This window comes from Pseudomonas sp. PDM20, assembly GCF_014852575.3.
Lineage (GTDB): Bacteria > Pseudomonadota > Gammaproteobacteria > Pseudomonadales > Pseudomonadaceae > Pseudomonas.
In genome coordinates, this window is the sequence record NZ_CM181224.1 from 985,346 (window position 1) to 1,011,733 (window position 26,388).

The 26,388-nt window shown below is 63.9% G+C and carries 22 protein-coding genes; 8 read left to right on the forward strand and 14 right to left on the reverse strand.

Annotated features, from left to right (window positions below; translation table 11 throughout):
• Nucleotide 1: 1 nt before the first annotated feature.
• The 4 genes from ileS to ispH all read left to right on the forward strand — a co-directional run bounded on the left by ileS (nucleotide 2) and on the right by ispH (nucleotide 4,899).
• Entirely contained in the window at nucleotides 2-2,836 is a 2,835-nt protein-coding gene (ileS, locus tag IB261_RS04820) for an isoleucine--tRNA ligase (protein WP_192381564.1), read from the forward strand.
• Nucleotides 2,829-3,338: a signal peptidase II gene (lspA, locus tag IB261_RS04825; RefSeq protein WP_081517339.1), complete on the forward strand. Its 510-nt coding sequence runs from the start codon at nucleotides 2,829-2,831 to the stop codon at nucleotides 3,336-3,338. The genes ileS and lspA overlap by 8 nt, the downstream gene beginning before the upstream one ends.
• The gene (gene fkpB, locus IB261_RS04830; protein WP_081517340.1) at nucleotides 3,331-3,783 is read left to right on the forward strand and encodes an FKBP-type peptidyl-prolyl cis-trans isomerase; all 453 of its coding nucleotides are present in this window, start codon (nucleotides 3,331-3,333) and stop codon (nucleotides 3,781-3,783) included. The genes lspA and fkpB overlap by 8 nt, the downstream gene beginning before the upstream one ends.
• 171 nt (nucleotides 3,784-3,954) lie before the next feature.
• A complete protein-coding gene (gene ispH / locus IB261_RS04835) occupies nucleotides 3,955-4,899 on the forward strand; it encodes a 4-hydroxy-3-methylbut-2-enyl diphosphate reductase (protein WP_192381565.1) in 945 nt (314 codons plus the stop codon).
• 59 nt (nucleotides 4,900-4,958) lie between these two features.
• Here ispH and IB261_RS04840 read toward each other — a convergent pair whose 3' ends face one another.
• The 8 genes from IB261_RS04840 to IB261_RS04875 form a co-directional block, all read right to left on the reverse strand.
• A complete protein-coding gene (locus IB261_RS04840) occupies nucleotides 4,959-5,396 on the reverse strand; it encodes a type IV pilin protein (protein ID WP_318653042.1) in 438 nt (145 codons plus the stop codon).
• Nucleotides 5,396-9,544 (reverse strand): PilC/PilY family type IV pilus protein, encoded by a 4,149-nt coding sequence (locus IB261_RS04845; protein WP_192381566.1) that lies wholly within the window; start codon nucleotides 9,542-9,544, stop codon nucleotides 5,396-5,398. The genes IB261_RS04840 and IB261_RS04845 overlap by 1 nt, the downstream gene beginning before the upstream one ends.
• Nucleotides 9,541-9,891 (reverse strand): hypothetical protein, encoded by a 351-nt coding sequence (locus IB261_RS04850; RefSeq protein ID WP_192381567.1) that lies wholly within the window; start codon nucleotides 9,889-9,891, stop codon nucleotides 9,541-9,543. Before IB261_RS04850 ends, IB261_RS04845 begins: the two co-directional genes overlap by 4 nt.
• 8 nt (nucleotides 9,892-9,899) lie before the next feature.
• Nucleotides 9,900-10,382: a pilus assembly PilX family protein gene (locus IB261_RS04855; protein WP_192381568.1), complete on the reverse strand. Its 483-nt coding sequence runs from the start codon at nucleotides 10,380-10,382 to the stop codon at nucleotides 9,900-9,902.
• A 7-nt stretch (nucleotides 10,383-10,389) separates the two neighbouring features.
• A complete protein-coding gene (locus IB261_RS04860; protein WP_192381569.1) occupies nucleotides 10,390-11,175 on the reverse strand; it encodes a PilW family protein in 786 nt (261 codons plus the stop codon).
• Nucleotides 11,172-11,741, reverse strand: a complete 570-nt coding sequence (pilV, locus tag IB261_RS04865; protein WP_192381570.1) for a type IV pilus modification protein PilV — start codon at nucleotides 11,739-11,741, stop codon at nucleotides 11,172-11,174. The genes IB261_RS04860 and pilV overlap by 4 nt, the downstream gene beginning before the upstream one ends.
• Nucleotides 11,742-11,751: 10 nt before the next feature.
• A complete protein-coding gene (locus IB261_RS04870) occupies nucleotides 11,752-12,273 on the reverse strand; it encodes a GspH/FimT family pseudopilin (RefSeq protein WP_192382213.1) in 522 nt (173 codons plus the stop codon).
• 150 nt (nucleotides 12,274-12,423) lie between these two features.
• Entirely contained in the window at nucleotides 12,424-12,954 is a 531-nt protein-coding gene (locus tag IB261_RS04875) for a GspH/FimT family pseudopilin (RefSeq protein ID WP_192381571.1), read from the reverse strand.
• A 194-nt stretch (nucleotides 12,955-13,148) separates the two neighbouring features.
• Between IB261_RS04875 and thiO the strand changes: the two genes are divergently transcribed.
• On the forward strand, nucleotides 13,149-14,258 hold the full coding sequence (gene thiO / locus IB261_RS04880) for a glycine oxidase ThiO (RefSeq protein ID WP_192381572.1): 1,110 nt from the start codon (nucleotides 13,149-13,151) through the stop codon (nucleotides 14,256-14,258).
• 10 nt (nucleotides 14,259-14,268) lie between these two features.
• Here the strand turns inward: thiO and IB261_RS04885 are convergent, their stop codons facing one another.
• The 4 genes from IB261_RS04885 to IB261_RS04900 all read right to left on the reverse strand — a co-directional run bounded on the left by IB261_RS04885 (nucleotide 14,269) and on the right by IB261_RS04900 (nucleotide 18,623).
• The gene (locus IB261_RS04885; RefSeq protein WP_192381573.1) at nucleotides 14,269-15,606 is read right to left on the reverse strand and encodes a sigma-54-dependent transcriptional regulator; all 1,338 of its coding nucleotides are present in this window, start codon (nucleotides 15,604-15,606) and stop codon (nucleotides 14,269-14,271) included.
• Nucleotides 15,607-15,621: 15 nt separating this feature from the next.
• Nucleotides 15,622-17,211 carry a sensor histidine kinase gene (locus IB261_RS04890; protein WP_192381574.1) on the reverse strand — a complete coding sequence of 530 codons (1,590 nt, stop codon included), beginning with the start codon at nucleotides 17,209-17,211 and terminating at the stop codon, nucleotides 15,622-15,624.
• Nucleotides 17,201-17,437 (reverse strand): PP0621 family protein, encoded by a 237-nt coding sequence (locus tag IB261_RS04895; protein ID WP_177429479.1) that lies wholly within the window; start codon nucleotides 17,435-17,437, stop codon nucleotides 17,201-17,203. Before IB261_RS04895 ends, IB261_RS04890 begins: the two co-directional genes overlap by 11 nt.
• A 160-nt stretch (nucleotides 17,438-17,597) precedes the next feature.
• Nucleotides 17,598-18,623: an outer membrane protein assembly factor BamD gene (locus IB261_RS04900; RefSeq protein ID WP_081517353.1), complete on the reverse strand. Its 1,026-nt coding sequence runs from the start codon at nucleotides 18,621-18,623 to the stop codon at nucleotides 17,598-17,600.
• 147 nt (nucleotides 18,624-18,770) lie between these two features.
• Here IB261_RS04900 and rluD point away from each other — a divergent pair, with 147 nt between their 5' ends.
• The 3 genes from rluD (at nucleotide 18,771) to clpB (ending at nucleotide 23,200) form a co-directional block, all read left to right on the forward strand.
• Entirely contained in the window at nucleotides 18,771-19,730 is a 960-nt protein-coding gene (gene rluD, locus IB261_RS04905) for a 23S rRNA pseudouridine(1911/1915/1917) synthase RluD (protein WP_081517354.1), read from the forward strand.
• Complete coding sequence (gene pgeF / locus IB261_RS04910; RefSeq protein WP_081517355.1) at nucleotides 19,727-20,452, forward strand: peptidoglycan editing factor PgeF; 726 nt, start codon at nucleotides 19,727-19,729, stop codon at nucleotides 20,450-20,452. The genes rluD and pgeF overlap by 4 nt, the downstream gene beginning before the upstream one ends.
• Nucleotides 20,453-20,635: 183 nt before the next feature.
• Nucleotides 20,636-23,200: an ATP-dependent chaperone ClpB gene (clpB, locus tag IB261_RS04915; RefSeq protein WP_192381575.1), complete on the forward strand. Its 2,565-nt coding sequence runs from the start codon at nucleotides 20,636-20,638 to the stop codon at nucleotides 23,198-23,200.
• A 305-nt stretch (nucleotides 23,201-23,505) separates the two neighbouring features.
• Here the strand turns inward: clpB and IB261_RS04920 are convergent, their stop codons facing one another.
• Together IB261_RS04920 and IB261_RS04925 are read right to left on the reverse strand one after the other, a co-directional pair.
• Entirely contained in the window at nucleotides 23,506-23,865 is a 360-nt protein-coding gene (locus IB261_RS04920; RefSeq protein WP_192381576.1) for a PilZ domain-containing protein, read from the reverse strand.
• Between the two features lie 11 nt (nucleotides 23,866-23,876).
• Entirely contained in the window at nucleotides 23,877-26,174 is a 2,298-nt protein-coding gene (locus IB261_RS04925; protein ID WP_192381577.1) for a DUF1631 domain-containing protein, read from the reverse strand.
• Between the last annotated feature and the right edge of the window lie 214 nt (nucleotides 26,175-26,388).

A 26,388-nucleotide genomic window follows, 5' to 3' on the forward strand; every position in this document is an offset into this window, starting at 1 on the left:
GATGACCGATTACAAAGCCACTCTGAACCTTCCCGAAACCGACTTCCCGATGAAAGCCGGCCTGCCGCAGCGCGAGCCGCAGACCCTGAAGCTCTGGAACGACATTGGCCTGTACCAGAAGCTGCGGAAGATTGGCGAAGGTCGCCCGAAATTCATCCTGCACGATGGCCCGCCCTACGCCAACGGCAGCATCCACATCGGTCACGCGGTCAACAAGATCCTCAAGGACATCATCGTCCGTTCCAAGACCCTGGCCGGCTACGACGCCCCCTATGTGCCGGGCTGGGACTGCCATGGCCTGCCGATCGAGCACAAGGTCGAGACCACCCACGGCAAGAACCTGCCGGCGGACAAGACCCGCGAACTGTGCCGCGAATACGCCGCCGAGCAGATCGAGGGGCAGAAGGCCGACTTCATCCGTCTGGGCGTGCTGGGCGAATGGGACAATCCCTACAAGACCATGAACTTCTCCAACGAGGCCGGCGAAATCCGCGCGCTCGCCGAGATGGTCAAGCAAGGCTTCGTGTTCAAGGGCCTGAAGCCGGTGAACTGGTGCTTCGACTGTGGCTCGGCCCTGGCCGAGGCGGAAGTCGAGTACGCCGACAAGAAGTCCGACGCCATCGACGTCGCCTTCCCGGTGGAAGACGCTGACAAGCTGGCCGCCGCCTTCGGTCTGGCCAGCCTGCCCAAGCCGACTGCCATCGTCATCTGGACCACCACCCCCTGGACCATCCCGGCCAACCAGGCGCTGAACGTCCATCCCGAATTCACCTACGCACTGGTGGATGTCGGCGATCGCCTGCTGGTGCTGGCCGAGGAACTGGTCGAGTCGAGCCTGGCGCGCTACGGCCTGGAAGGCAAGGTCATCGCCACCGCCCAGGGCGAGGCGCTGGACCTGATCCGCTTCCGTCACCCGTTCTACGAGCGTTTCTCGCCGGTCTACCTGGCCGAGTACGTCGAGCTGGGCGCCGGCACCGGCGTGGTTCACTCCGCCCCGGCCTACGGCGAGGACGACTTCCGTACCTGCAAGCAGTACGGCATGAGCAACGACGACATCCTCAGCCCGGTGCAGAGCAATGGCGTCTATGTGGCCGACCTGCCGTTCTTCGGCGGCCAGTTCATCTGGAAGGCCAATCCGGCCATTGTCGCCAAGCTCGATGAAGTCGGCGCACTGCTCAAGCACGCCAGCATCAGCCACAGCTACATGCACTGCTGGCGCCACAAGACCCCGCTGATCTACCGCGCCACCGCGCAGTGGTTCGTCGGCATGGACAAGCAGCCGCAGACCGGTGCCACCCTGCGCGAGCGCGCGCTGGAGGCCATCACCCAGACCGAATTCGTGCCCACCTGGGGCCAGGCGCGCCTGCATGGCATGATCGCCGGCCGTCCGGACTGGTGCATCTCGCGTCAGCGCAACTGGGGCGTACCGATCCCGTTCTTCCTGCACAAGGCCACCGGTGAACTGCACCCGCGCACCGTCGAACTGATGGAAGCCGTCGCCCAGCGCGTCGAGAAGGAAGGCATCGAGGCCTGGTTCAAGCTCGACGCCGCCGAACTGCTGGGCGATGAAGCCGCGCAGTACGACAAGATCAACGACACCCTGGACGTCTGGTTCGACTCCGGCACCACCCACTGGCACGTGCTGCGTGGCTCCCACGCCGAGCTGGGCCACACCGGCGGCCCGGTCGCCGACCTCTACCTGGAAGGCTCCGACCAGCACCGCGGCTGGTTCCACTCCTCCCTGCTGACCGGCTGCGCCATCGATGGCCACGCGCCGTACCGTCAGCTGCTGACCCACGGCTTCACCGTCGATGAGTCCGGCCGCAAGATGTCCAAGTCCCTGGGCAACACCGTGGTGCCGCAGACCGTGATCGACAGCATGGGCGCCGACATCCTGCGCCTGTGGGTCGCGTCCACCGACTACTCCGGCGAGATCGCAGTTTCCCAGCAGATCCTCCAGCGCAGCGCCGACGCCTATCGTCGTATCCGCAATACCACGCGCTTCCTGCTGTCCAACCTGTCCGGCTTCGACCCGGCCAAGGACCTGCTGCCCAACGACCAGCTGCTGGCCCTGGACCGCTGGGCCATCGACCGCGCGCTGCAGCTGCAGCGCGAGCTGGAAGAGGCCTACCGCGACTACCGCTTCTGGAACGTCTACTCCAAGGTGCACAACTTCTGCGTGCAGGAGCTGGGCGGCTTCTACCTGGACATCATCAAGGACCGCCAGTACACCACCCAGGCGGACAGCGTCGCCCGCCGTTCCTGCCAGACTGCGCTGTTCCACATCGCCGAGGCCCTGGTGCGCTGGATTGCGCCGATCATGGCCTTCACTGCCGAAGAGATCTGGAGCTTCATGCCGGGCGAGCGCGCCGAATCGGTGATGCTGAGCACCTGGTACGACGGTCTCTCCGAGCTGCCGGCCGACGCCGAGCTGGACCGAGCCTACTGGGATGAAATCATGGCTGCCAAGGCTGCCGTGAACAAGGAACTGGAGAACCTGCGTAGCGCCAAGACCATCGGCGGCAACCTGCAGGCCGAGATCACCCTCTACGCTGAAGACTCCCTGGCCAAGCGCCTGGAGAAACTGGGCAACGAGCTGCGCTTCGTGCTGATTACTTCCGCCGCCACCGTTGCGCCGCTGGCCGATGCACCGGCCGATGCGGTCGAGAGCGAGCTGCCGGGCCTGAAGCTGAAGGTGGTCAAGTCCGCCCATGCCAAGTGCGGCCGTTGCTGGCACTTCCGCGCCGACGTGGGCAGCCACGCCGCGCACCCGGAACTGTGTGGTCGCTGCGTCGAGAACATCGATGGCGCGGGCGAGGTGCGTCACTATGCCTAACGCCGATCGTTTCGGCCGCCTGCCCTGGCTGTGGATCACCGTGGTAGTGTTCGTCCTGGATCAGGTCACCAAGGCCTTCTTCCAGTCTGAGCTGACCATGTACCAGCAGATCGTGGTCATTCCCGACCTGTTCAGCTGGACCCTGGCCTACAACACCGGCGCCGCGTTCAGCTTCCTGGCCGACAGCTCGGGCTGGCAGCGCTGGCTGTTCGCGCTGATCGCCATCGTGGTCAGTGTCGTGCTGGTGGTCTGGCTCAAGCGCTTGAAGCGCGGCGAGACCTGGCTGGCCATCGCCCTGGCCCTGGTGCTGGGCGGCGCGCTAGGCAACCTGTACGACCGCATGGTCCTGGGGCACGTGGTGGACTTCATCCTCGTGCACTGGCAGGACCGCTGGCGCTTCCCGGCCTTCAACCTGGCCGACAGCGCCATCACCGTCGGCGCCATCATGCTGGCGCTGGATATGTTCAAATCGAAGAATTCCGGAGAGACCGCCAATGGTTGATTCCTCTGACACCATTCAGCGCATCGGCGGCGACTCGAAGGTCACCCTGCATTTCGCCCTGAAGCTCGACGACGGCAACATCGTCGACAGTACCTTCGACAAGCAGCCGGCCACTTTCAAGGTCGGCGACGGCAACCTGCTGCCGGGCTTCGAGCAGGCTCTGTTCGGCCTCAAGGCCGGCGACAAGCGTACCCTGAGCATCGAGCCGGAGCAGGGCTTCGGCCAGCCGAACCCGGCCAACGTGCAGGTGATGCCGCGCGACCAGTTTCAGGACATGGAACTGGCCGAGGGGCTGCTGGTGATCTTCAACGATGCCGCCAAGACCGAACTGCCGGGCGTCGTGAAAGAGTTCGACGAGCAGCACGTCACCATCGACTTCAACCATCCGCTGGCCGGTAAAACGCTGGCGTTTGAAGTGGATATTATCGACGTACAACCAGCCTGACCGCTGACCGGCTGCGCGTCGGCCATACGTCGTTGGAGACACTCGGGAAATTGCTCATTTGCTGGAGCAAACTCCGCATTTCCCGAGTATCTCCGCCTAGTCTGGCTCTAGCTCGCGCGGCCAGGATTCCCGATTAAGCTTCCGGGACGCCCACGTCCACCCGAGGCCACCATGCAAATCAAACTCGCCAATCCCCGCGGCTTCTGCGCCGGCGTCGACCGGGCGATCGAGATCGTCAACCGCGCCCTCGATGTCTTCGGCCCGCCGATCTATGTGCGCCATGAAGTGGTGCACAACAAGTTCGTGGTGGAGAACCTGCGCAACCGCGGCGCCGTGTTCGTCGAGGAGCTTGACCAGGTGCCGGACGACACCATCGTCATCTTCAGCGCCCACGGCGTTTCCCAGGCGGTACGCAAGGAAGCCGAGAACCGTGGCCTGAAAGTCTTCGATGCCACCTGCCCGCTGGTGACCAAGGTGCACCTGGAAGTCGTGCGCTACAGCCGCGACGGCCACGAATGCATCCTGATCGGCCACGAGGGCCATCCGGAAGTGGAAGGCACCATGGGCCAGTACGATGCCTCCAATGGCGGCACCATCTACCTGGTGGAAGACGAGGCAGACGTTGCCGCGCTGGAAGTGCGCAACCCCGAGGCGCTGCACTTCGTCACCCAGACCACCCTGTCGATGGACGACACTTCCAAGGTGATCGACGCGCTGCGTGCGAAATTCCCCGCGATCATGGGGCCGCGCAAGAACGACATCTGCTATGCCACCCAGAACCGCCAGGATGCGGTGAAGGAGCTGGCCGACCAGTGCGACCTGGTGCTGGTGGTCGGCAGCCCGAACAGCTCCAACTCCAACCGCCTGCGCGAGCTGGCCGAGCGCATGGGCACCCCCGGCTACCTGATCGACGGTGCCGAGGACATGCAGAAGGAGTGGTTCGACGGCGTGCAGCGCATAGGCATCACTGCCGGCGCTTCGGCTCCGGAGGTGCTGGTGCGCGGTGTGATCCAGCAACTGCGTGACTGGGGTGCGGAGCCTGAAGTCGAGCTGGATGGGCGGGAAGAGAACATTACCTTCTCGATGCCCAAGGAGCTGCGGCTCAAGGCGCTCTGACTATCCGTTGGCAGGTGCAGCTGTAATGAAAAAGGGCCGACTTTGTCGGCCCTTTTCTTTTACCAGCAGGTCGCAACGGTTCCGCTGCCGCTTTCGGTCCTGACGCCGGTGCTGTCCAGGGTCAGAGTGCCGCATTCGCTGTCGTTCGCCTGCCCCCCGGCTGGGGTCGCGGTCAGGTTCACGCAGTTTCCAATGGTCTTTCCGGTGCAGGCGGCTGCCGTGATGTTGTACTTGCCGGATTGACTCGCGACCGCGCCATTGGCATCAGCCGTGTACCCCAGCCCTCCATTTCCTGTGCCCAGCGTGGCGGTATAGGTCTGATTCTGCGAAAAGTACCGTTCCTGTGCCTGCAGCATCTCCATCAGTTTGGCCTTCCCGTCCGCGCGTCCCGAGCGCAGCACATACTGCTCGTAGCTGGGGTAGGCGATAGCGGCAATGATGCCGACTATCGCGACAACAACCATCAGCTCGATCAGGCTGAATCCCTTCTGGCGCATCAGTTTTCTCTCCAATAGGTACTTCTCACGGCGACGTCTGTCTTGCACAGACCCGAGCTGGTGAAGGTGCATTTCAGGTCGCCACCGTTACCGTCTCCCGAAGGCTTTTCCGAGCCCACGAGTACTGTCGTCTTGTCATCCCCCAGAATCACGGCGGGAGTGGGCGGAATGCCACCGCGGACCAGATCGAACGAGCGGCTGGGGGTTTCGACGCCAGCGACGTCCTTGGTGTAGACAGCAGAGGCGTCCACCAGATTCATGGCATACATGCGGCCACGTCCCACGTCCGGCCCGCAAGTGGTCACGGTCTGCCCGTTGGGGCTGAAGGTGGTGAACAGCACCGCGCCCTGGTAGCTGATCGAACTGGAAAGCACTTTCTCGCCTTGCGGGAATCGCACGAACCAGCCGCTACTGGCATTCAACAGGTCGGAGTTGACGCTGTAGCTATCACCAGGAGTCAACTGCTGATACAGCGAGTTGATCTCGCCGCGCAGAACCGGAATCTGCGCCAGGGCGCTGCTGCGTGCCTTGTTGCGCAGGTAGTCGTACGCCTCGAAGGCGCTCAGCGGCGGGGTGCTGTCCTGGCTCCTGGCATCCTGCAGTTCGGCGGAGGTCAACAGATTGCTCGAGGTGTCGTACGCCGTGTTGGACAGGGTCTGCAGCTCGGTCTGCAAGGTGGCAGCCTGGCTGGCCAGTGCAACCCGCTGGGTCTCCAGGTCGTTGGACAGTTGCAGCAGGCTGTTCTGGCTGCTGGCCTGGCTCTGCAGGTCCGATGCCTTCTCGGCCTCCTTCCGGCCGTTGAGCATCGCGACATCCACAGTGCTCGGAACGTCAGTCAGTGCAAGCTGCGAGGCAATGCTCTGAACGGCGCTGTTCGCTGCCGCGAGGTCATTGGCGCGGATGGCCTGATTGAGGCTGTTGAGAGCACCGCTCAGGTCGACCCCATTGAGCGATGCCCGCTGGGTATAGGCAGCAGACGCCTGGTAGGCCGCGCGCGCTTGTTCGAGATCCGCTCGCAGGGCATTTAGGGTGTCGTCGGAAGCCCCGCTGGCCTTGGCGCTAAGGACGGCCTGCTCCTTGGTGGCCAGCGTTGTGGCCGAATTTTCCAGCGTCATCTGCACGATCATGACGCCGGCCATCTGCTGCCCCAGGGCCTGAGCTGCGTCGGGAGAGAAGGCATACAGCTGTTTCAGCGCGTTCTGCAAACTCAGCAACTGATTCTGCTGGGCGCTTTGCAGCGCACTCTCCGGCGCGTGCTCGTCGAGGAAAGGGTTTTCCTTGTAAATGGCGTCGATCTGAGCCTGACGTTGGGTTGCGTCGCTATTGGCCTGGGTCAGCTGGTTGTACTTCTGGGTGTAGCCGATGCTGCTCTTGTAGCTGTCGAAGTTGGTGTCGGCAGTGCTGGTCGCCTGGTTCAGCTGAGCGATCTGGCCGAGCTTGGTGTCGATGCTCTGCTTGATCTGCTGAGCCTGCTGGCTGGTCAGGTTGACACTGGTGACATCGACCAGGCTCGACTCCGTCAGGGTGGTGTAGCTGGACGGAGCCGCATAGACATTGTTATCGCGAAGCACGTAGAAGCGATCGACGGTGTCTTCGTTGAGCGGATGCTCCCGATACCCCGTGCCCAGGGCGATGGTGAAGTAGGTCTTGCCGCCACGTTCGCGGATCAGGGACACATCGGGGGCGTTGTAGAAGCGACGGTTCTCCGCCGCCGTGGCGCCGCCCAGAGCGGCGATCCGCCCGCCGGTGGCAAAGTTGCTCGCCCCAGCGTTGCCGGTGTTGAGGTCGATACGGAAGACCTGGCCGCGAGTGTCCGCCATGAAGATGGTATCGATCAGTCCATCACCCGTGCTGTCCACCAGCGTCGGGTCGGCTGGAATGCTGTTGGTCAGCGTGGCGATCTTCAGGTTGGCGGAGGTTTCGGTCGTGACGCCGGCATGCCAGAGCAGCGCGCCGGTATCAGCATCCACCATGTACAGTGCGTTGCCGACGGTGTCGTTGGTGGGCGTGTTGGGCGACTCGGTATCCTGGTTGGTGTCGTAGCCACCCGTGAAGAACAATACGTTCTTGTTGCTGCCATTGAATTTTACTTTCGCCTGCTTGGGCGTCGACCAGGTCTGCCCCAGTTTCTCGAAACCGGTGCTGGTCCCTCCCTTGATCACCCACTTCAGTTTGGGGGTGATGCTGACCGGGCCGCTGGTGCTCGAGGGAGACACGTCCAGAGCGTAGTAATTGCGTCCGCCGCGGCGCATGCCGGCATAGAGCGTTGCCTGGGTAACAGTGCGAGCCTGGTTGGTGCTCAGCGCGCCATAGGTCACGCTCATCTCCATCTGCCCGTCCATCCCGTAGCGCTTGTTGGCCGTCCCCTTCGGATCATTCAGGTAGAAGTTGAGGTTGGGCAGCAGTTCCTTGGGGATGAAGGAGAAGATCTCGGTACCGGTGGCAGGATCGACGGCGTTGATGAAACCTTCGTTGGTACCGTAGAACAGCACCAGTCGCTCCGTCGACGTGGCCGTCGGGGGCGTGGCCTGGGAGTTGACGACTCGCTGAAGGTTTTCGTCCGTCACGTAGGCCACCAGACGCGGCTCGTTGTGCAGGATATCGGCGATGGCGAGGCGTGCCGTGCCGTCGCTGGGATTGATGCCTATACCCCAGTTGATGGTGTCGAGGCGCGACTGGTCGCTGGCGCCGGTCGCCAGGCCGAGCAGGGGCTTGGTGATCCCGGTGTTGCTGGTAGCCAGTGCGCTCAGGGCCACGGAACCACTGAGGCCGGGGGTGCGCTCGTCGCCCACGTAGGTGTAGATGTTTCGGCCACTCGGGTTGGTCAGTCGACCCGCCGCGCCGCCCAGCTTCACATCCTTGCCATCGGTGACGGTGCTCCAATAGCTCTGCGAAGTCCCATTGAAGAAACCCGTCGTGAGATCTACGGCGTTGCGTCCATTGCTGTCCATCACGATGGAGTTGCCGACGGTGTCCTTGCCCAGCTTGTACTTCTTGATGTTGCCGAACCAGCGTGCCCCTGCGGCGGGGCGGAACAGGGCGTAGTAGAGGTCGTTGCGATAGCCGAGGTTGTTGTAGGCACTGACCGAGACGCTGGGGGTCGCGAAGGTCGTGTTCTCGGCCAGGATATCTACCGCGATCGAGCGCAGCGCTTCGGCCAGCTCCGACGTGTTGCTGGTGGTGAAGAAGCGCCCGCCACCCAGGCTGGCGCTGTCCTCGAGCAGGCGCGTATCGCTGATGTTGCCGAAGCCGATGGTGTAGGTGTTGATCGTTTGCTTGCCGGTCTGGCTCGAACTCACGTCCTGGTTCGCCATGTACTCGGCGAGGCCAGGCATCCAGCAGCCGGACGTCGTTCCGTTATCGTCCGTGGGGTAGTTTCTGTTGCACGACTTGTAGGTCTGGTTGACCGAAGACACAAGACTCTGGACCGTGCTGTTGGACCCGACGTCATTGCTTGGCAGGCCATCGGTCAGAACGATGATGTTGCTCTTCTGGCAGGAATACTGGATCGGCGACTTGTACTTGCTGCCCGTCAAGGACCCGCTGTCGCTCTTCCAGGGGCTGACCAGTTTGGAGTCGGTTCTGTTTTCTATGTAACCCTTGGAGTTCAGGCCCCAGCTCGGAGTGCCTCCCGACATGTACAGATAAGTCTCGTAGTAAGACTCCAGCAGGGGAGTGCCGCCATCGGCGTAGTAGCTGCTCAGCGCGGTCTTGAAGGCAGTGGATACGTCGCCAGCGCGTTGCATGGGGATGTTGACGAAGCCACCGTTACTCGAGGAGTCGAAGCGCGCCAGGCCGATGTTCACATCGTTGCTGGCGGCCAGTTCGTCCACCAGCGAGTTGACCACTTCCTTGACGACCTGAATACGGGTCTTGGTGCCCTTGGTCCTGTTGGTGTTGGTGCACCAGTTTTCCGGCACGGTGTTGGTGCCGTTGTAGTTCAGCGTTTTGCAGTTGGTGCCGGGAACCGAGCTGAGCATCGAACCGGAGGTGTCGATGAGGAACATCAGGTTCGGGCGAATACGCTGGTCCGCCGGCAGGTCGCGGGTGACGTAGATTTCAGTATCGTCGGCCATGGCCGACTGCAGGCCGCCAGCGAGGTAAGTGAAGGCGGAGAGCCCCAGGAGAAGGTTGCGCTTGAATTTCATTGCTGGGACTCCGGTTTACGCAGGAATACCTTGGACGCGCGGGTCGGGTCGGCTATCGGAAACATGACCATGCCCTGCCAGTCGATCTTTCCGCCCAGTTCCCTGAACTCGACCGGAGCACCACCGAGAACGAAGACCGTGTCACGGTCGTAGCTGAAGCGGCGGCTGGGGCACTCGGCACAGGGAAGGGCGAGGATCGCACCCGCCGCGCCATTCGGGCCCGAGCTGGCGTTGATGATGATCTGGGTATCTTCGATGTACCCGGTTTCTTCTTCGTCTTCCGAGTGGGCTGCCACGCAAAAGGTGCTGGCACAAACCGCAAGAGCGAACGGGAGGAAGCGTCTCATACGAGTGCCTATTTCGAATTGATGAAGTAGATGCCCTGGACCTGGTTCGACGACGCACCATTGTCCAGGCGGGAAACCGAGTTGATTTCATAACCGGAGCATTCGAATTTGCCGACGCTGGCACCCTCGCAGATGCTCTTGTTCATGTAGCGAATGGTATTGGTCGTGATATTCGCGCCGGACTGGATCGCGTCGACTGCCAGGGCCTGGCGGCGGTCAGGGAAGCTGGTGATTGCGGCTACGCCCTGGTTAGCGGCGTCCAGCAGGGGTTTGCGCCCCAGCAGGTTCGCGTTGTAGGCCGCTATCTGCGAGCGTATTTCGCTCTGCGCGTTCTGGTAGGTCATACCGCGGAACTGCGCGTTGCCGGCCATGCGCTCTTCCATGTTGGTCAGGCGTGCGGCGGTGATGCCGGCGACGGTCAGTACGGCCAGGAAGACCAGCGCCACGATGAGACCGGCGCCTTTTTGGTTTCGGAGTGAAAGGGTCCGCATGCGAGCCTCAGTAAGTGTTCTTAAGACCGATCGTGGTGCTGAAAATCTGCCGTGCCAGACCGTCGTCAGGCGAAAGTGCAGAGGCATCCAGCAGGTAGTAGCCGCGTTGCTGCGGGCGCGGCGTCACGGTTGTCTGGGAGTTGGCGAGCACTGCCACGCGGACCGCCCGAACATCCGCCCACTTGGAAACCCTGTCGGCCGACACATAGCGGGTGACACTTTCCGGATTGCCGTCGGTGCTGATGCCGTAGAGCACCTGCAGAGCGTCGATACCCGGCACCAGCGCCTGGTTCTGGCTGAGCCAGGCGGTCTCCCCGAGGAAGTACGAACTGCAGGTCAGGCTGCCGTCCCTCACACGGAAGACGTTCACCACCACCTTGCCAACGTTGGCGGTGGTGATTTCCGTTCCCGCGCAATCGCGTCGCTTGTTGCTGTCGGAGCTGTCAGGCGGTACCTGGAACGCGACGGCAATGCTGTCGGAGGCATTCCCGCTACCGTTGCTGCTGCAAGGCGAGTCATCGGGGCCTGCGCAGTTGGGGCCCTGCACCGCCATGGGTTTGGGAAGAGCCGAGCCAGGCTCCAGGTAGCCCCCGAGGCGCACGCTGTTGGAGATGAAGGTCAAGGCGAATCGCCCGCTCTCCTGCATGCGAGATGTCGAGTCGTTGGTGCTGTAGGTCTGCCGTACGGACAGGAAAACCTGAATGACGCCCAGCATGAGCACCAGGCTGAGAGTCATGGCGATCATCAGTTCGACCAGGGTCAGGCCAGCCTGGTGGCGATTACGGATACTCATCGACGGACTCCCAGCGATGCGCTGAGCACCGACTCCGAGCTCTGTTGCTTGGCTTCGTCGCCCTTGCTCTTCCAGCGGCGGGTGACGGTCAGCAGGTGGTTGTTGGCATTCACGGTCAGGGCGGCGCCTTGCGACGGCGCAATGAGGAAGTCAGCGCTGGTGTAGCGCCCCGCAGCAGCTGTGGCGTTGGCTGCATAAGTGGTGCTGGCTGCATAGGAGCACTGGGCTTCCCAGCGATCGAAAGCAGCCATCTGGTCGCTGCTGCAGGTCGCCGCGTTGACCTTCGCGCCGGAGATCGGATTGAAGTGATCTGCGCACCACGTGGCCGGCAGGGTCGCGCAGTTTGGCGCAGTGGTGTATCCGCTTTCCGAGCCGAGGCTGTTTGCCCTCATGCGCTCGGCAAGTTCCTGCATCACCCAGGTGGCCTGCGAGCGTTGATTGCTGTCAGCGATGCCTTTCAATGCGTTCAACTGCAGGGCAGCGACACCCAGCAGCCCGACGGTGAACACCAGCAGTGTCACCAGTACCTCGAGCATCGTGATGCCTTGTTGGGAATGGCGCGTCATGGTTATCCCTTCAGCACGAAGTGTCGCGAGCCACGGTCCGCACGGTAGTGCGTCCCACGGCGTTGATGTCGAGGCAGCGGGCTTCCGTCACGGACGACGAAGCAGGTGCGTTGATCTTGAATGGTCGGGCACTGAGGCCGCTCAGCAGACTTCCATCCCGGCGGTAGGTCAGCTTATTGGCGCTGAGCTGATAGTCGCTGGATATCTCGACGCCACTCATGGCGTCGTAGTGCTGGATCGCGGCAGCATCCTGACAGTTGGCCATGGTGGCGGGACCGAAGCACCAGCCACTGACCCAGCCATTGGCGCCGCTGGCAGCCGGAATCACTATCATGTTGGCGTTCTGCTTGGCGGCTTCAGCCCTCGCTGTCGCCAACGTGCTGGCCAGGTCCGAAGCCTGGCTGGAAATACGTTGCCGAGTAACGAAGTCCCCCATGGATGGAGCAGCGATGGAAATCAGGATTGCCAGTACGGCAATCGTGACCATCAACTCCACCAAGGTGAACCCTGCCAATTCCCTGCGGCGCGACATGGCGCATTCCTCACATTTTCGATAGCGGCGATGTTGCCTAGTCGTGTGGGAAATGTCTTTTTTCTATAGATGACCGTTCGTATTAGGGGGACGTTCGGTCATGCCTTCCGAGGTTCTGTGAACCCCGTCGCGCAAGGCGTGAGAAGTCGGTCAGCGGGGGCAGTAGTCCTCGGTGTTTCCGGCCTCGGTACGGATGCGCCCCGCCTTGTTGAACACGATGTGGTAGCTCGTTCGGCCCGCGCCGCAGAGCGTCAGCGTGCCGGAATGGAAGGCACCGTTGGGCTGGATCGCATTGCCGCGCGGCGTGAAGTGGAGGTAGCGCCGCGAGGTGCTGTCGGTGTGGATGCTGATACCACTCAGGGGGCCATGGGCCGCGAGCGGAAGTTGCTGTGGGGTGCGGATGCCGCTATTGCTGGCGTCGGCGAACACCTCCCAGCCGGCGGCCCAATCGCCGCCGGTCGCTGCGATGCTGATCGGTTGTCCGCTGTGTGCGGCCGATTCACGGGCGAAGTCCAGGGCGTTGCGCAGTTCCTGGGTCGCCGTGCTAGCCCGCTGGTTCTGCAGCAGTTCGTTGAAGCTTGGGGCCGCGATGGAGAGTGCGATCGCCAGTATCGCGAGGGTGAACAGCAGTTCAACGAGGGTGAAGCCCAGCTCCCCGGTAATGGATCGTTCCCTGGCCATGGTTCGCTTCCTGGCAGTTGCGGTGCGGGAAGTATTGGCCGCTGACCACCTCCTGCATGTCAGTAAGTTGGATAGACACTGTAGGAGCGGTCCGATGCCGCACCGACTTCCGTCTTGCTCCGTCGACGGCCCATGCCCGGTATAGTGTGCGGCCGGCGATGGGCCGTTGATTTTCCTGTGATGTGGGGCGTGGTATGCCGGACATGATCGTAGTGGGCGGTGGGGTGGTGGGCATGCTGACTGCCTGGACTCTGGGGCAGGCGGGTGCCGAGGTAGTGCTGCTGGAAAAGGGGGAGACCGGGCGCGAAGCGTCCTGGGCCGGCGGCGGCATCGTCTCGCCGCTCTATCCGTGGCGCTACAGCTCGGCGGTCGCCAACCTGGCTCACTGGTCGCAGGACTTCTATCCCCAGCTGGGCGAACGTCTGCTCGCTGATACCGGGCTCGATCCGGAAGTGCACGTCACCGGCCTCTACTGGCTGGACCTGGACGATCAGGCCGAAGCCCTGGCGTGGGCCAGGACCCATGGCCGCCCGCTTTCGGAAGTGGATATCGGCGCCGTGCATGAAGCTGTCCCGGTGCTGGGGCAAGGTTTCGAACGCGCGGTGTACATGTCCGGCGTGGCCAACGTGCGCAACCCGCGGCTGGCCAAGTCGCTCCGCCAGGCGCTGGTGCAACTGCCAAATGTGAGCGTGCAGGAGCAGGTCGAGGTGACCGGCTTCCTGAAGCAGGGCGATAACGTGACAGGCGTCCGCACGGGGCAGGGTGATTTCACTGCCGACGCGATGGTGCTCGCGGCCGGCGCCTGGAGTGGCGAGTTGCTGGCAAGGCTGGGGCTGGAGCTACCGGTCGAGCCGGTGAAGGGGCAGATGATCCTCTATCGCTGCGCCCCGGACTTCCTCTCCAGCATGGTCCTGGCCAAAGGTCGCTATGCGATTCCGCGTCGCGACGGGCACATTCTGGTGGGCAGTACGCTGGAGCACGCCGGTTTCGACAAGACCCCATCGGACGAGGCCTTGAACAGCCTGCGCGCTTCGGCTGAGGAGCTGATTCCCGCGCTGGCGGGCATGGAACCGGTGAATCACTGGGCTGGGCTGCGTCCGGGCTCGCCGCAGGGCATTCCCTTCATCGGCGAGGTTCCCGGTCACCCGGGGTTGTGGCTGAACACCGGCCATTACCGCAATGGGCTGGTGCTGGCGCCGGCGTCCTGCCAGTTGCTGGCGGACCTGATGCGGAAGCGTCAGCCGATCATCGAAGCGGCACCCTATGCGCCAGAAGGGCGCCTGGTGGCGACGCCCATCGTCTGAAAGCCGGGGATCAGTCGATCCCCAGTTTCTTCAGGCGGTAGCGCATGGAGCGGAAGGTCAGTCCCAGGCGCTGCGCCGCCGCTGTCCGGTTCCAGCGCGTCTCTTCCAGCGCCTGCATGATCAGCTTGCGCTCGATGTCCTCGAGGTAATCCTCGAGGTTGTCGATCTGTGCCAGGCTCGCGTCGCCACCGCCGTCTGCCGTGCTGGTTTCGGCCAGGCGCAGGTCGTGAGGCTGGATGACGTCATCCTCGCAGAGCGTGTAGGCGCGCTCCAGCATGTTCTCCAGTTCCCGCACGTTGCCGGGGAAGCGGTAGCTTTTCAGCTTCTCCAGCGCATCGGAGCTGACTGCCGCGGCAGCCAGTCCGTTGTCGCCGGCCAGGCGCTTGAGCACGCGGTCGGTCAGCAGCGGGATGTCTTCGCGGCGCTCGCGCAGCGGCGGAACCCGCAGTTCGATGACGTTCAGGCGGTAGTAGAGGTCCTGGCGGAATCGGCCAGCGGCCACTTCGGCGGCCAGGTCCTTGTGGGTGGCGCAGAGAACGCGCACGTCCACCGCGACCTCCTGCTGGCCGCCCACGGCGCGCACGGCCTTCTCCTGGATGACACGCAGCAGTTTGACCTGCATGGGCAGCGGCAGGTCGGCGACTTCGTCGAGGAACAGCGTGCCGCCGTTGGCCGCCTGGAACAGGCCGAGCTTGTCTTCCACGGCACCGGTGAAGCTGCCTTTCTTGTGGCCGAAGAACTCGCTTTCCATCAGCTCGGATGGAATGGCGCCGCAGTTGACCGGCACGAAGGTCTGGGTCTCGCGCGGGCCCTGCTCGTGGATCAGTCGGGCCACCAGCTCCTTGCCGCTGCCGGATTCACCGCTGATGTACACCGGCGCCTGGCTGCGGGCGAGCTTGGCCACCTGGTTGCGCAGGGTGCGCATGGGCGGCGAATCACCCAGCAGGCGGCTGTCCACCGGCGCTTCCTCGGCCTCCGGCGAGCGCAGGCGCAGGGCCGAATTCACCAGCTCGCGCAGGCGGGCAAGGTCCACCGGTTTGGTCAGGAAGTCGAAGGCGCCAGCCTTGAGGGCCTGCACCGCGGTGTCGAGGCTGCCGAAGGCGGTGATCATCGCCACCGGCATCTGCGGATGGCGCTGCTGGATGTATTGCACCAGGTCCAGGCCGGTGCCATCGGGCAGACGCATGTCGGTGAGGCAGAAGTCGAAGGGCTCGCGGGCCAGGAAGTCGCGGGCTTCCTTGACGTTGCGGGCGCTGCGGGTGTCCAGCTTCATGCGGCCGAGGGTGATCTCCAGCAGCTCGCGGATGTCGGGTTCGTCGTCGACGATCAGGGCTTTTTGACGGCTCATGCTCTTTGCGTCTTCTTAGCTTTGTTTGCGCGGGTGGGCGAAGGTGAGGCGGAAGCAGCTGCCGCCTTCGTCACGCGTCTTGTAGTCCAGCCGGGCCTGGTTGCTTTCGCACAGCTCACGAGAGATGTACAGGCCAAGGCCGGTGCCCTTGCTTTCAGTGGTGAAGAACGGCTCGAACAGCTTCACCCGCTGATCGGCAGCGATGCCGGGACCGTCATCGAGCACTTCCAGTACGGGCAGGTCGGTCTCGCTGTCGCGGAACAGACGCAGCCATACCTGGCCGGTGCCGTTCTTCTGAGTGCTGTACCGTAACCCATTCTGCACGAGGTTGGTCAGTACCTGCGTCAACTGGTGCGGGTCCATGCGCGTCTGCACGGTGCCCTGGCCGGTTTCCACATGGATCTGCTGGTCCTCGCGCAGGCTCTCGCGCATCTCGCCGGCGTAGCGGTGCAGCCAGTACTTCAGGTCCAGCAGTTGCGGCTCGGCCTGGCGCCGGCGTGACAGCTGGAGGACGTTTTCGATGACCAGGTTCATGCGCCGCGACTGGTCCTGGATGATTTGCGTCAGGCGCCGGTCAGGCTTGTCCAGTTCCTCGGACTCCAGCAGCAATTGCGCTGCATGGCTGATGGCGCCCAGCGGGTTGCGGATCTCATGGGCAATACCCGCGGTGAGCCGGCCCAGGGCGGCGAGCTTGAGCTGCTGGGCCTGCTGGGCGATCTGCGAGATATCCTCGAGGAACATCAGGATGTGCTGTTCGTTGTCCCGGCGCAGGGGGATGAAGCTTGGCTGCACGGTCGGGCCGGACTCCACGGGCTGCAGGCTCGGTGGGCGCAAGGCGGGGTTCTGCTGCCACTGCTGCAGGCTGGAGACCAGCTGCGGGCTGTACTCGGCCAGCGAGTGGCCGGGAAGGTCGTGGCCGCCCAGCAGGGTGGTGGCGCTCTGGTTGGCCAGCAGTACCCGGTGGCGATCGCCCAGCACCAGGATGCCGGTGCGCATGCGCTGCAGGATCAGCGCATTCAGTTCCTCGAGGTTGGCCACCGTGGTGGCGCGCTGCTCGGCGATGCTTTCGACGATCTGCTGGCGCCGTGCCAGGGCCTGGATCAGCAAGGCTGAGGCGAAGCTCAGTGCGCCTAGCCCGCCGGCCTGCACGTAATGGTTGATGGCCGTGGGCTGGCTGAGGCTCAGGTAGAAGGTCAGGTAGATCAGGCCGATGGCGGCGATGGCGGCGATGAGCAGGCCGATGCGACCCCGCAGCAGAACGTTGGCGATGGCTACCGCAACCACCATCAGGTTGCCGATGCCGCTGGGAATGCCGCCCGCGGTATAGAACAGGGCGCTGAGTAGGAGTATGTCCAGCGCCGCCAGGAGGAATATCGGCAAGAGCTGGCGCGGCGTTGGCATCAGCACCGCGATCAGGATGTTGAGGACCAGGTAGATCCAGCAGCCGACGTGGAACAGCTCGGGGTGGGCCAGTTTCAGCAGCTCATCGTCCAGGCTGCTGGAGATCAGCAGCACCAGCACCAGCCCGATGGTCAGGCGGTACAGGTGGTACAGGCGCAGGACCCGCAGGCCCTGCCCCGTGAGGGAGATGCCTTCAGCGACCACGGTCGGCGCGGTCCTGTTCGAGGTGCGCGCGGCTGCAGTACCACTGGCTCTCGTCCTGCAGGGCGTGGGTCTGCGGCACATGCACGCCGCACTGCGCACAGCGGACCATCGGTGCGGCCGGGTCGTCGCCCTTGGGCTTCTCGGCGGGGCGGGCCGGCCGGGTAGCTTTGCGCCACAACCACCAGCCGAAGGCGAAGAGGGCGATCCAGAACAGCAGACGGGTCATGGCAATCCCTTGTGCATAAAGAGCGGCAGTTTATCCAAGCCACGCGGCGCCGCACAGTGAGCCCGTGCGCGCACCCGCCAGACCAAGGGCAAAAGCGCCGATGCTTTGCCCGAACGAAAAAGGGAGGCCGAAGCCTCCCTTTTCCTTGTACCTGCCAGTATCAGTCGAAGATGCCGAAGGTCATGTAGCTGAACCAGGAGCGGTCGCTGCTGCCGGCGTTGCCTTCGGACTCGTGCTGTTCTTCCTGCACGTCGCTCTGGTTCTCGGGCTTGAGTTCGGCCGGAATCTGCTGTTCGGCGTCCTCGTACTGCTTGATCACGTCCTTGGATGCCTGGGTTTCCATGTGCGGCGGGGCATCGTTGGTCTCGATCAGGCCCAGGGTAGCCTTGGCCAGCCAGGAGCGGTTGTCGGCTTCGTCTTCACGCGGAACGAACTGGCCATCCTTGAGGCTGGCGTTGTCCGGGTAGTTCGCCTTCAGGGTTTCCAGGCTGGAATCGGCCAGGTCGTTCAGGCCCAGGCGCTGGTAGGCCTCGACCATGATCGCCAGGCCATCGCCGACGGCCGGGGTTTCCTGGAAGTTCTCGACCACGTAGCGGCCACGGTTGGCGGCGGCGACATAAGCCTGGCGCTTGAGGTAGTAGTGGCCGACGTGTACTTCGTAGGCCGCCAGCAGGTTGCGCAGGTAGATCATGCGCGCCTTGGCGTCCGGGGCGTAGCGGCTGTTCGGGTAGCGGCTGACCAACTGGGCGAACTCGTTGAAGGAGTCGCGGGCAGCGCCCGGGTCGCGCTTGGTCATGTCCAGCGGCAGGAAGCGCGCCAGCAGGCCACGGTCCTGGTCGAAGGAGGCCAGACCCTTGAGGTAGTAGGCATAGTCGACGTTCGGGTGCTGCGGGTGCAGGCGGATGAAGCGCTCAGCCGAAGCGCGGGCGGCCTCGGGCTCCATGTTCTTGTAGTTGGCGTAGATCAGTTCCAACTGGGCCTGCTCGGCGTAGCGACCGAACGGATAGCGGGACTCCAGCGCCTTCAGCTTGGCGACGGCGTTGGTGTAGCTCTTGTTGTTGAGGTCTTCCTGTGCCTGCTGGTACAGCTGGCTTTCGCTCAGGTTCTCATCCACCTTCTCGCCCTTGGAGGAGCAGGCGGTGACGAAGGCGAGGGTGGCGATCAGCAGCAGGTGTTTCACTTGCATGGCGAGTTGCGTCCCTGGACGGTCGGCTGTCGCGGCCGCAACCGTCTGTTATGATTGGCGCCCCAGGGATACCCCTGGGACAAAGGCCCCGTATTTAACCACAGCGCGCAGCCGAACCAAAAGGCCGCGCGCCCTTCGTGTCCCGTCATGTCCAATATCATCCAACTCGCGGCAGAAGTGCCGTTCGACCTCGGTGGTCAGCGTCTCGACCAGGTCGCCGCTCAGCTCTTCTCCGACCACTCCCGCTCGCGCCTGGCTGGCTGGATCAAGGACGGCCGTCTCAAGGTCGATGGCGCCGTGCTGCGTCCGCGCGACATCGTCCATGCCGGCTCGCGCCTCGAGCTGGATGTCGAACTGGAGGCCCAGGGTGAATGGGTTGCCCAGGACATCGAACTGGACATCGTCTATGAAGATGACCAGATCCTGGTCATCGACAAGCCGACCGGCCTGGTGGTTCACCCCGCCGCCGGCCATCAGGACGGCACCCTGCTCAACGCGCTGCTGCACCACGTGCCGCACCTGGCCAACGTGCCGCGCGCCGGCATCGTGCACCGCCTCGACAAGGACACTACCGGCCTGATGGTGGTGGCCAAGACCCTGGAAGCGCACACCAACCTGGTCGCCCAGTTGCAGGCGCGCAGCGTCAGCCGCATCTATGAAGCCATCGTCACCGGCGTGATCGTCGCCGGCGGCACCGTCGACGCGCCCATTGGCCGTCACGGCGTGCAGCGCCAGAAGATGGCGGTGATCGAGACCGGCAAGGTCGCCATCAGCCATTACCGCGTGCTGGAGCGCTTCCGTGCGCATACCCACACGCGGGTGAAGCTGGAAACCGGGCGTACCCACCAGATCCGCGTCCATATGACGCACATTGGCCACCCGCTGGTGGGCGACCCCACCTACGGCGGGCGTTTCCGCATTCCGCCGGGGGCCAGCCCGACTCTCGTCGAGTCGCTGCGCGATTTCCCGCGCCAGGCTCTGCATGCGCGTTTCCTGGAACTGGATCACCCGGCCACCAATGTGCGCATGAAGTGGGAATCGCCGCTGCCGGATGACTTCACCTGGCTGCTGAGCCTGCTGCGGCAGGACAACGAGTCCTTCGTATGAGCCCCTGGCTGACGCCTGACTGGCCGGCTCCGGCGAACGTCCGCGCCTGCGTGACTACCCGTGCCGGCGGCGTCAGCGTCGAGCCTTTCGACAGCTTCAACCTCGGTGACCACGTCGGCGACGAGCCGGCCGCCGTGGCCGAGAACCGCCGTCGCCTGACCGCCGAACTGGGCTGCCAGCCAGCCTGGCTGAGCCAGGTGCATGGCATCGACGTGGTCGAGGCCGATCCGTCTGCCGTCGCTACCGCGGATGCCAGCTGGAGCGCCACGCGGGGTATCGCCTGCACCATCATGACGGCCGATTGCCTGCCGGCGCTGTTCTGCGACCGCGCGGGGACCCGTGTCGCTGCTGCCCACGCCGGCTGGCGCGGGCTGGCGGGCGGCGTGCTGGAGGCGACCGTGGCCGCCATGGGCGTCGCGCCGGCGGAATTGCTGGTCTGGCTCGGCCCGTCCATCGGTCCGCAGGCCTTCGAAGTCGGCCCCGAAGTGCGTGAAGCCTTCCTGGCGGACCACGCCGAAGCCGCGCGCGCCTTTGTGCCCAGCACCAATGCCGGCAAGTTCATGGCCGACATCTACGAATTGGCGCGCATCCGCCTCGCGGCGAAGGGCGTGACCGCCGTCTATGGTGGGGATTTCTGCACCTTCACCGACACCGAACGCTTCTATTCCTATCGCCGCAGCTCACGCACCGGCCGCCAGGCCAGCCTGATCTGGCTGGCCTGATCCGTTTTCCTGCAGGTTCAACTCCGTTCCGGAGGCCCTTTCGAAGGCACTAACTGACGGGTGTCATGGCCAAATGGCTTGAACCGACCAAAATCGTCCTTATCTATCTGGCATCCCGGCGGGTTAGTCGTGACCAGGGGCACTCATCGCTCCGGCCCGCTTTAGAAAGGAAGGACGACCCTCATGCGAATAGACCGTTTGACCAGCAAGCTCCAGCTTGCACTCTCCGATGCCCAGTCCCTGGCTGTCGGACATGACCACCCGGCCATCGAGCCGGTGCACCTGCTGTCCGCCCTGATCGAGCAGCAGGGCGGCTCCATCAAGCCGCTGCTGATGCAGGTCGGCTTCGATATCCCAGCGCTGCGTTCCTCTCTCAACAAGGAGATGGACACGCTGCCGAAGATCCAGAATCCCACCGGCGACGTGAACCTGTCGCAGGATCTGGCGCGCCTGCTCAACCAGGCCGACCGCCTGGCCCAGCAGAAGGGCGACCAGTTCATTTCCAGCGAGCTCGTGCTGCTCGCCGCCATGGATGACAGCACCAAGCTCGGCAAGCTGCTCACCAGTCAGGGCGTCTCCAAGAAGGCCCTGGAGAATGCCGTGGCCAACCTGCGCGGCGGCGAGGCGGTCAACGACCCGAACGCCGAGGACTCGCGCCAGGCGCTGGACAAGTACACCGTCGACATGACCAAGCGCGCCGAGGACGGCAAGCTCGACCCGGTGATCGGCCGTGATGACGAAATCCGCCGGACCATCCAGGTCCTGCAGCGCCGTACCAAGAACAACCCCGTGCTGATCGGCGAACCCGGCGTCGGCAAGACCGCCATCGTCGAAGGCCTCGCCCAGCGCATCGTCAACGGCGAAGTGCCTGACGGCCTGAAGGACAAGCGCCTGCTGGCGCTGGACATGGGCTCGCTGATCGCCGGTGCCAAGTTCCGCGGCGAGTTCGAGGAGCGCCTGAAAGCCGTCCTCAACGAGCTGTCCAAGCAGGAAGGCCGGATCATCCTGTTCATCGACGAACTGCACACCATGGTCGGCGCCGGCAAGGCCGAGGGCGCCATGGACGCCGGCAACATGCTCAAGCCGGCCCTGGCCCGTGGCGAGCTGCACTGCGTGGGCGCCACCACCCTGGACGAATACCGCCAGTACATCGAGAAGGACGCCGCCCTGGAGCGCCGCTTCCAGAAAGTCCTGGTGGATGAGCCGAGCGAGGAAGACACCATTGCCATCCTGCGTGGCCTGAAAGAGCGCTACGAGGTGCACCACGGCGTCACCATCACCGACGGCGCGATCATTGCCGCGGCCAAGCTCAGCCACCGCTATATCACCGACCGCCAGCTGCCGGACAAGGCCATCGACCTGATCGATGAAGCCGCCAGCCGCATCCGCATGGAGATCGACTCCAAGCCGGAGGAGCTGGATCGCCTGGATCGCCGCCTGATCCAGCTGAAGATCGAGCGCGAGGCGCTGAAGAAGGAAGACGACGAGGCGACCAAGAAACGCCTCGCCAAGCTTGAGGAAGACATCGCCAAGCTCGAGCGCGAATACGCGGACCTCGAGGAAATCTGGAAGTCGGAAAAAGCCGAGGTTCAGGGTTCCGCGCAGATCCAGCAGAAAATCGAGCAGGCCAAACAGGAGATGGAAACCGCGCGGCGCAAGGGCGACCTGGAAACCATGGCGCGCATCCAGTACCAGACCATTCCGGACCTGGAGCGCAGCCTGCAGATGGTCGACCAGCACGGCCAGACCGAGAAGCAGCTGCTGCGCAACAAGGTGACCGACGAGGAAATCGCCGAGGTCGTCGCCAAGTGGACCGGTATCCCGGTCTCCAAGATGCTCGAAGGCGAGCGCGAGAAGCTGCTGCGCATGGAAGACGAGCTGCACAAGCGCGTCATCGGCCAGAACGAGGCTGTGGTGGCTGTCTCCAACGCTGTGCGCCGTTCCCGCGCCGGCCTGGCGGACCCGAATCGCCCCAGCGGCTCATTCCTCTTCCTCGGCCCGACCGGGGTGGGCAAGACCGAGCTGTGCAAGGCCCTGGCCGAGTTCCTCTTCGATACCGAGGAAGCGCTGGTGCGCATCGACATGTCCGAGTTCATGGAGAAGCACTCCGTGGCGCGCTTGATCGGTGCACCTCCGGGCTACGTCGGCTATGAAGAAGGCGGTTACCTGACCGAGGCCGTGCGTCGCAAGCCGTACTCCGTGGTGCTGCTCGACGAAGTCGAGAAGGCCCACCCGGACGTCTTCAACGTGCTGCTTCAGGTACTCGAAGATGGTCGCCTGACCGACAGCCATGGCCGTACCGTGGACTTCCGCAACACCGTGGTGGTGATGACCTCGAACCTCGGTTCGGCGCAGATCCAGGAGCTGGTGGGCGATCGTGAAGCCCAGTATGCGGCGGTCATGGATGCAGTGAATGCGCACTTCCGTCCGGAATTCATCAACCGGATCGACGAAGTAGTGGTCTTTGAACCGCTGGCCCGCGAGCAGATCGCCGGTATCGCCCGCATCCAGATGGGGCGCCTGCGCAAGCGTCTGGCCGAGCGCGAGCTGAGCCTGGAGCTGAGCGACGAAGCCATGGACAAGCTGATCGCCGTCGGCTTCGACCCTGTGTATGGCGCGCGACCGCTCAAACGCGCGATCCAGCGCTGGATCGAGAACCCGCTGGCGCAACTGATCCTGGCCGGCAAGTTCAACCCTGGCACGCAGATCCACGCCAAGGTCGAGAACGACGAGATCGTCTTCTCCTGATCGGAGATCCACGAAAAAGCCCGCCAATTGGCGGGCTTTTTCATGGGCTTTGTAGGAGCGAGCCGCAGGACACGGCATTCCCTTGTAGGAGCAACTGTCTTTCCCTGGTAGTTCGGTGTTTGTGCTTTCCCCCTCACACCAGCCCTCTCCCTCAGGGAGAGGGAGCAAATCGTGCCGGCTGACGCTGTGGTTTCATCCGGCACCGAACGGTCCCCTCTCCCTCTGGGAGAGGGTGAGGGCCGATCCGAGCACAGATCTATCCGGTAGGAGCGGGCCATGCCCGCGATCGCGCGCCCGGCCCGCTCCTACAGGTGTTTCGGCGCGCGGGCTCCACCGAGCATGACCAGCAGTTGCTCGATCAGCTCGGCCTGATCCTCGGCGATATCGATGATGTGGAAGCCCGCCCAGCCCAATTGGCCGTCGGTGCCGGCGCGACTCCACAGGCAATCGGCGCCGAGCTGGATTTCGCCGATCTCGTCCAGCGGCGGCGCCGGCACCAGATGGCACTCCCAGACCGAGTCGGCCTCCGGCACGTCCACGCCGCAGAGCATGAACCCTTCGGCGGACAGGTCGGCGAGCCGGCCCAGGCTGCGCCCGGAGTGGCGGTCGAAGACTTCCACGGTCAGCCCGGTCTGCTGCCGGCTATGCTGGCGACGTTCACTCATCGACTGCTCCTTCAGGTCTGTGCCGGGCTGCGCCCGGAAGTAAAGCGTTGCAGGACGCGGTAGATCGCACTCAGCGCACGATCCATCAGCGGGGCGGACTGTTCCGTCGGTACCAGGCGGACCTTGCCGGCTTCCATCTCCTGGGCCAACTGCACTATCGGTTTGACTGCCACCCGCTGCCCGGTGTGGTCGACGAACATGTAGTTGCGCGTGGTCGGGCTGAACCACGACAGCTTGAGCCGGCGCGCCGGTGTGGTGTCGCTGAATTCGAACCAGGTGCCGAATTCCAGGTGGCTCAGTTCCTTCATCAGTACCCGCACACGCTCGGAAAGCGCCTCGCCGTCGGGCTTGACCAGTGTGTGCCCCTCGGCGCCGAGCATGGCGCCCAGCGGGCTCTCCGGCAGTTCCTGCTTGAGTTGTGCGGCGATCTGCGGTTGCTGTGCCTGGATCGCGTGCTGACAGGCAACCAGATCCTGCAGCAACCGGCGGATGCCGTCCTCGTGGTAGCCGCCGAGCACTTCCAGGCCCTTGCGCAGCTCTTCCAGAAGGGCCAGGCGGATTGCCTGCAGGTGATCGCGGCCGGCGGAATCCAGCGGTGTCACGCTCCAGGCCAGCTGTTCTCCCACTTCGCAGGCGCGTTTCCATTCGTCGCTGTGCTCACCGCTACGCAGCACGATGAAGGTCAGGGCATCGCACCAGCTCATTTCCAGGAAGTTGCGTACCAGCTCCGGCAGGTCGCGGTCCTGTGTCACCCTGGCGATGGCGTCCAGCGCGTGCTCGCGGGCGGCCAGCAGGCGATCGCGGCCACGGGCAGCCTCCATGGCGCGGCGTTCGCGCAGTTCGACCTTCTGCCGCAGGTTGGTGACGTACTCGCTGAACTCACCCAGCAGGCTGTCGAACAGCGACAGGTCGCCGACGAAATCCTGGATCACCCGCTCGACCACCCAGTGCATCTTCGCCAGCAGGGCGCGCTCCTCACCCTCGCCGCCATACAGCACACCGGCCTGAGCCATGGCGTTGAGCAGCTTGCGAGCGGGGTGGTGATGCTGGGTGAACAGCTGCTTGTCCAGCAGCGCCACCTTGAGGAAGGGTGTGTGCAAGTGGGAAAGGGTGGTCTTGCAGCTGTCGGGCAGGTTCTCGTCATCGAGGATGAAGTCGAAGACCATGCCCACCAGGTCGATGACATCGGCTTCCTGGTCGGTCAGCCGGGTGTTGTTCGGTTGTGCGCTGCCGGATTCCAGCTGGCGCTGCAGGTCGGCCTTCAGTGCATCGACCGGCTGCGGCTGGCGCAGCCGGTGGGCCAGTTCGCGGGCGGACTCGCGTTGCAGGCGGTTCAGCGCCTCCAGCAGCTCGTTGGCGCTGTAGGTCGTGGTAGCCGAGCTGGGACCGAAGCTGACGATGCTCTGGGTGTTGCCGAACAGCGTGGCCTTGTCACCGCGCCGACGGTGCTCGGCGAGCAGCACCGCGAGGCCGCCGAACAGGGCATTGCGGTCGCCCGGAGGCACATCCGGCAGGTCACTGGCGGCGTAGGGCGGTGCTGCTGCTCCACTGCCCGTCGTCGCGGAGCTTTTCTCGGTCCCGGTCGGGCGCGGCGGGGGCGGGGAGGCCTGGCGCTGCCCTTGCGGGCGGTATTTCAGGTTGGGCAGAACACCGCCATCGGCCAGGCGCTTGTTCAGCTGTTCATATAAAGGTTGCAGATGCTGCATGACCTGTTGATCGAACAGCACATAAAGGATGGTCTTGATTCGCAGAGGGAAGGCACTGCGCGCCAGGGTGTCGCGCAATGCCTGGGCAATGGCCTGTGGGCCGAAGGGATTGCGGTCCTCGCCCAGCTTGCTGCCGTTGTTGAGCAGCGCCAGGCGCTGGTCCAGAGCGAACAGCTGCTGGGCGCAGTGGGCGCGCACCTGGTTGACCATGTTGGTCACCAGCAGCGTTTCTTCGTATTCATCGTTGCCGACCAGGGTCAGCTGGTCGATATCCAGCTCTTCCAGCGGCTCCGCAAGGGGCAGTTTGCCTTCAAGGAAGTCGCTCAGGCCCTGGGCGATGCGCTGGTGGTAGAAGCGCTCGAGGTTCGGTCGGTCGCGGCGGACTTCGCGCATGGCATCGAAGAACAGGGCCTGGACCTGATTGTTCTCGGCTTTCTCGGCGCATTCGAAGAGCGTGTCGTCCACCTGGGCGAAGACATTACCCAGGAGTTCGGCGAGGTGATTCATCGCCAACTGACGGCAGCCCTGCACCAGTTCGCCGAAGCGCGGCTGAATCATCCGGCTGGCGATGGGAGAGGGTGGTGGGGTGTCCTTGTTGCTCATGGCCATCCTGTGCGTGATCGTTCCGTTTGCACCCGCGGTGGATCACTCGAGTTTTTCCATGCAGATATAGCAATCAGCCCGGCCCCCTGCAAAGCAGAGAAAAACTTTTTGGATCAGAGTGTTGACAGGCGTTTCGATATACGTAAAATGGCGCGCCTCTGATACGGGAAACCGGTGAAGCCGGAAGAAAGTAGAGGAGATTGAAAGGTTCATA

Coding starts and splice junctions, on each gene's coding strand:
- ileS (WP_192381564.1), top strand. CDS start 2: ATGACCGATTACAAAGCCACTCTGAACCTTCCCGAAACCGACTTCCCG.
- lspA (WP_081517339.1), top strand. CDS start 2,829: ATGCCTAACGCCGATCGTTTCGGCCGCCTGCCCTGGCTGTGGATCACC.
- fkpB (WP_081517340.1), top strand. CDS start 3,331: ATGGTTGATTCCTCTGACACCATTCAGCGCATCGGCGGCGACTCGAAG.
- ispH (WP_192381565.1), top strand. CDS start 3,955: ATGCAAATCAAACTCGCCAATCCCCGCGGCTTCTGCGCCGGCGTCGAC.
- IB261_RS04840 (WP_318653042.1), bottom strand. CDS start 5,396: ATGCGCCAGAAGGGATTCAGCCTGATCGAGCTGATGGTTGTTGTCGCG.
- IB261_RS04845 (WP_192381566.1), bottom strand. CDS start 9,544: ATGAAATTCAAGCGCAACCTTCTCCTGGGGCTCTCCGCCTTCACTTAC.
- IB261_RS04850 (WP_192381567.1), bottom strand. CDS start 9,891: ATGAGACGCTTCCTCCCGTTCGCTCTTGCGGTTTGTGCCAGCACCTTT.
- IB261_RS04855 (WP_192381568.1), bottom strand. CDS start 10,382: ATGCGGACCCTTTCACTCCGAAACCAAAAAGGCGCCGGTCTCATCGTG.
- IB261_RS04860 (WP_192381569.1), bottom strand. CDS start 11,175: ATGAGTATCCGTAATCGCCACCAGGCTGGCCTGACCCTGGTCGAACTG.
- pilV (WP_192381570.1), bottom strand. CDS start 11,741: ATGACGCGCCATTCCCAACAAGGCATCACGATGCTCGAGGTACTGGTG.
- IB261_RS04870 (WP_192382213.1), bottom strand. CDS start 12,273: ATGTCGCGCCGCAGGGAATTGGCAGGGTTCACCTTGGTGGAGTTGATG.
- IB261_RS04875 (WP_192381571.1), bottom strand. CDS start 12,954: ATGGCCAGGGAACGATCCATTACCGGGGAGCTGGGCTTCACCCTCGTT.
- thiO (WP_192381572.1), top strand. CDS start 13,149: ATGCCGGACATGATCGTAGTGGGCGGTGGGGTGGTGGGCATGCTGACT.
- IB261_RS04885 (WP_192381573.1), bottom strand. CDS start 15,606: ATGAGCCGTCAAAAAGCCCTGATCGTCGACGACGAACCCGACATCCGC.
- IB261_RS04895 (WP_177429479.1), bottom strand. CDS start 17,437: ATGACCCGTCTGCTGTTCTGGATCGCCCTCTTCGCCTTCGGCTGGTGG.
- IB261_RS04900 (WP_081517353.1), bottom strand. CDS start 18,623: ATGCAAGTGAAACACCTGCTGCTGATCGCCACCCTCGCCTTCGTCACC.
- rluD (WP_081517354.1), top strand. CDS start 18,771: ATGTCCAATATCATCCAACTCGCGGCAGAAGTGCCGTTCGACCTCGGT.
- pgeF (WP_081517355.1), top strand. CDS start 19,727: ATGAGCCCCTGGCTGACGCCTGACTGGCCGGCTCCGGCGAACGTCCGC.
- clpB (WP_192381575.1), top strand. CDS start 20,636: ATGCGAATAGACCGTTTGACCAGCAAGCTCCAGCTTGCACTCTCCGAT.
- IB261_RS04920 (WP_192381576.1), bottom strand. CDS start 23,865: ATGAGTGAACGTCGCCAGCATAGCCGGCAGCAGACCGGGCTGACCGTG.
- IB261_RS04925 (WP_192381577.1), bottom strand. CDS start 26,174: ATGAGCAACAAGGACACCCCACCACCCTCTCCCATCGCCAGCCGGATG.